4 protein-coding genes are annotated in these 3,791 nt (G+C 61.8%); 1 reads left to right on the plus strand and 3 read right to left on the minus strand.

The genetic code is table 11. The annotated features are described in order from the left end of the window. Nucleotides 1-126: 126 nt before the first annotated feature. The 3 genes from GSQ76_RS02220 to dctP are packed head-to-tail and all read right to left on the minus strand — an operon-like array spanning nucleotide 127 to nucleotide 2,951. Entirely contained in the window at nucleotides 127-1,413 is a 1,287-nt protein-coding gene (locus GSQ76_RS02220; RefSeq protein WP_158742289.1) for a TRAP transporter large permease, read from the minus strand. Between the two features lie 11 nt (nucleotides 1,414-1,424). Then, nucleotides 1,425-1,928, minus strand: a complete 504-nt coding sequence (locus GSQ76_RS02225) for a TRAP transporter small permease (RefSeq protein ID WP_158742290.1) — start codon at nucleotides 1,926-1,928, stop codon at nucleotides 1,425-1,427. A 9-nt stretch (nucleotides 1,929-1,937) separates the two neighbouring features. Then, complete coding sequence (dctP, locus tag GSQ76_RS02230) at nucleotides 1,938-2,951, minus strand: TRAP transporter substrate-binding protein DctP (protein WP_158742291.1); 1,014 nt, start codon at nucleotides 2,949-2,951, stop codon at nucleotides 1,938-1,940. Between the two features lie 258 nt (nucleotides 2,952-3,209). On the opposite strand from dctP, the gene GSQ76_RS02235 reads away from it, so the two are divergent. Beyond that, nucleotides 3,210-3,791 (plus strand): MFS transporter (locus GSQ76_RS02235; protein ID WP_158742292.1); only part of this gene is annotated, 582 nt, incomplete at its 3' end.

Genomic DNA, 3,791 nt, shown 5'->3' on the forward strand with positions numbered 1-3,791 from the left:
CATGGACGAGTTGCCACGCAATGCCATGCTGAAGATCAGCCGCAAAGCCGTCCGGGACCGCGTCTTGGCGACGCATCGGCTGGTGGACGGGCCGCATCCCGTGCTGGAGCCGCGTTGACCCCGATCTCAGCGGCTGGGCCCGTAGACCAGGTTCGGCAACCATAGCGAAAGCTCGGGCACGTAGGTGATGATGCCAAGACAGATCAGCAGCAGGATCAGGAACGGCAGGATCCCACGCACGACCTCCATGATCGGCGCTGCCGAGATGGTCGCCAACACGTAGAGATTGAGCCCGACCGGTGGGTGGACCAGCGCGATTTCCATGTTGTGGGTGAAGACGATCGCGAAATGGACGGGATCGATCCCCAGCGGATGCAGCGCCGGCGCCAGGATCGGCATAACCACCAGCAGCGTCGCCGCGACCTCCAAAAAGCAACCCAGGATCAGCAGCAACACGTTGATCGTCAGCAGGAACTGCCATGGCGCCAAATGGTGATCGAGCGTGAATTGCACTAGCGCCGCCGGGGTGCCGGAGTCGGTCATCCAATGGCCGAAGGCCAGCGCGGTGGCGACGATGATCATGATGGTCGCGGCACTTTTGATCGCGTCGGCGATGACCCCTAGCGTCTCGGACGGCCGAAACCCCTTGTAGAACACCAAGCTGACAAACAACGCCGTCGTCGCCGCGATTGCGGCCGATTCGGTGACGGTCATCAGCCCGCCATAGATGCCGACCATGACGATGACGGGCACACACAGCGCAGGCAGCGCGTTCAGCGTGTTTCGCAGCGCCTGCCCCCGGGGCAGCGCCGGCTCTCGCGGTAATTTATAGCGATAGGCATAGAACAGCACCCAGGCGAAAAATGTCGTGGCCTGGAGCAGGCCCGGGAGGATGCCCGCCAGGAACAGGCGTGGCACCGACTGCTCGGCGATCAGCCCGTACAGGATCAGCGCGAGGCTGGGCGGAATGACGATGCCGATCGTGCCGGAGGCACCGACGACGCCGAGTGCGAAATGGCGGGGATAGCCCCGCTCGATCATGGCGGGGACCAGGATCGTCCCCATCGCCAGAGCCGTCGCGACCGAGGAGCCGCAGATCGCCGCGAACAGGGTGCAGGATACCACCGCGACGAGGCCGAGCGCCCCCCTTACTTGTCCGAACCACCCAGTTGCCACGTCGACCAGCGCCTTGGCCACCCCGCCGCGCCGCATGAAGGCGGCGGCCATGACGAAGAGCGGCAATGCCATCAGCGTGGTCGAGTTCAACTCGTCGACGATCTTCTGCGCAATCGCCACCACCGGCTGCCCGGTCACGCTGAACAGCACTGCGGCGCAGACGCCCAGCACGAGAAAAATTGGCATTCCGGCCACGAGTAAGCCGAAGAACATCAGTAGGAACAGCAGGACCAGCATGCCGAATTACCTCAGTGGTCCTGGAAGGCAATGACCATGGTCGCCGGGTCGAAGCGGAACGCGTAGCGATACAGCCGGATCACGTAGCGCAAGACCATCAATGCTGCGCCTGCCACAATGGACGCGTAGTAGATCCACATTGGAAATTCGAGCCCGGTGATGCTGCGCTCGTCCAGGTCGTAAGACCCCTGTGTCACCTGAAGGCCGCAATACGCTAGGCCCATGCAAAACACGATGGCGACGCAGCAATTGAATGCTTCCACCCAGCGCTGCGCTTGCGGTGGCAGCAGCCGCAGCACGATATCGGGCCGCACATGCCCATTTGTGCACACTAGTTGACTAGTGGCCAAAAACACCGCCCATACCGTGAGGTAGACGACGACCTCATCGCCGTAAGCAAAGGCGATGCGCTGGTCGACGTAGCGGCCAATCACCTGGTAAGTGCCGATCGCGAGCGCCAGGGCGCCGAGCGTGCCGATCATTGCACGCTCGGCCAGGTTCCAGGCTCGCATCATACCAGACGCTCAGCTCCCGTTGAGCGCTTTGTCGGTTGACACAAGCTGCTGCAGCGCGGGGGTGATCCGCAATTCCTTCGCCACCGCATCCTGCATCGGCAGCATGCGCTTGCGGATGTCGGCCAAGGCGGTGTCTGGCGGTGCCACGAAAACGATGCCGTTCGCCTCTAGCGTCTTGCGTGCCCGCGTCTGCGCGGCTTCCATGTTGGACCGGTACGTGGCGATATTCTCGTTCCACACATCCACCAGCAGCTTCTGCAGATCCGGTGGTAGCTTCTTGTAGAAGCCGTCGCTGACCATTGGGATGTAGAAGCCGATGAATTCATGGTCCTCAAAGCCGTACTTGACGCCGGAATCCCACAACTTCGCGCTGGCGAGGCTTTCATCGGTCGAACTCAGCCCGTCGAACGTGCCTTGCGACAACGCCAGCGGAACATCCGGCCAAGCCGTCATGTTCGGTTGGGCGTTGAAGAACTTGGCGCGAATCGCCTGGCCAGCGCCGCCTGAGTTGCGGATTTTCATCCCCGCCAGGTCAGCAAAACTATGGATTGGCTTACCGGTGCTGTAGGTGTTCTGATAGCCAAGCGGCAGCCAAGCGCCGATCGGCTTGACGCCCAGCTTGGCCTCCAGCTCGTCGCTGATGGCTTTGCCGACCCCGCCATCGACGGCGCCGTACACCACGGGCGCTGGCTGCCCGAAAAAGGCTGGAAGCTGGAAGACGTCGGCGTCGGGCACGAACCCGGTCAGCACCCAGCTTCCCGGCACGGCCATTTCGATGGCGCCCTGGCGAAGCGCCTTTGCAACATCGCGGTCGCGAAATAACTGCCCGCTGCTAAACAGTTCGGTCTGGATGCGTCCGCCCGACCGCTCCTGCAGCGTCTTCAGGTAGTCGGCAACCGAAATAGTGCGGGCATGGCTGGGCGATGTATCGACGGAAGCCCGCAATTTATAAGTCGCTTGCGCCCAAGCGGGGCTGCTGATCGCGGTGAGCACCATGATGACTGCGGCGAGTATCCGGCCCATGCCCCACACCTCCTTGCTGTCCACCCGTTGATCGAGTGTGACGTGTTTCGACCATGCCTGTTCGGCGTGGCGCAGTTGCGAATTATCTATTCAATCTGCGACCGACGCAAGACTCGTCAGTCAAGGAGACCGCCTCACCTGCTAGGATGATTGGCTGGCGAGCCAAATCACGGTGGCCAGGTCCGGATACGAATCGAGCCACTGGCGTTCGTCTGCCTGTTGTGGCTGCATGGGTGGAAAGGGAGCGACAAGCGAATCATGCCCGACACGTCCATGGACCAACATCCCGCGGCCTCCATCCTCGCCCGACTAGATCGCCTGCCCGCGACGCGATCCATCTGGGTCCTGGTCACCCTGCTGTCGATCGGTGGGTTTTTCGAATTCTATGACCTGTTCATGACGGGGTATGTCGTGCCCGGCTTGGTCAAGGCGGGGCTGCTGAGCAACGTGGCAGTGGGTATTTTCACCGGGCCGGCCCTATTTGTTGCCGCCACCTTCACAGGCCTGTTCATCGGCACGTCGATGTTCGGGTTCGTGGCAGATAAGTATGGGCGGAAAACCATCTTCACCTTCTCGCTGCTGTTCTACAGTGCGGCAACGATCATCATGGCGTTTCAGAATAGCGGCTTTTCGGTCTGCCTATGGCGGCTGATTGCCGGGATTGGCATCGGGGTCGAGTTGGTGACGATCGACACGTATATCGCCGAATTGGTGCCCAAGCACGTCCGTGGGCGCGCCTTTGCCTACAATCAGGCCATTCAGTTCGCCGTGGTGCCGGTGGTGGCGTTCTTGGCTTACATGCTGGTGCCGGTTGCGCCATTCGGGTTCGACGGCTGGCGT

This window comes from Acidisphaera sp. L21, from assembly GCF_009765685.1.
In the GTDB taxonomy this organism is placed as follows: domain Bacteria; phylum Pseudomonadota; class Alphaproteobacteria; order Acetobacterales; family Acetobacteraceae; genus LMUY01.

Bases quoted from the DNA above. Each gene is read 5' to 3' on its own strand.
- GSQ76_RS02220 (WP_158742289.1), bottom strand. From the start codon at position 1,413: ATGCTGGTCCTGCTGTTCCTACTGATGTTCTTCGGCTTACTCGTGGCC.
- GSQ76_RS02225 (WP_158742290.1), bottom strand. From the start codon at position 1,928: ATGATGCGAGCCTGGAACCTGGCCGAGCGTGCAATGATCGGCACGCTC.
- dctP (WP_158742291.1), bottom strand. From the start codon at position 2,951: ATGGGCCGGATACTCGCCGCAGTCATCATGGTGCTCACCGCGATCAGC.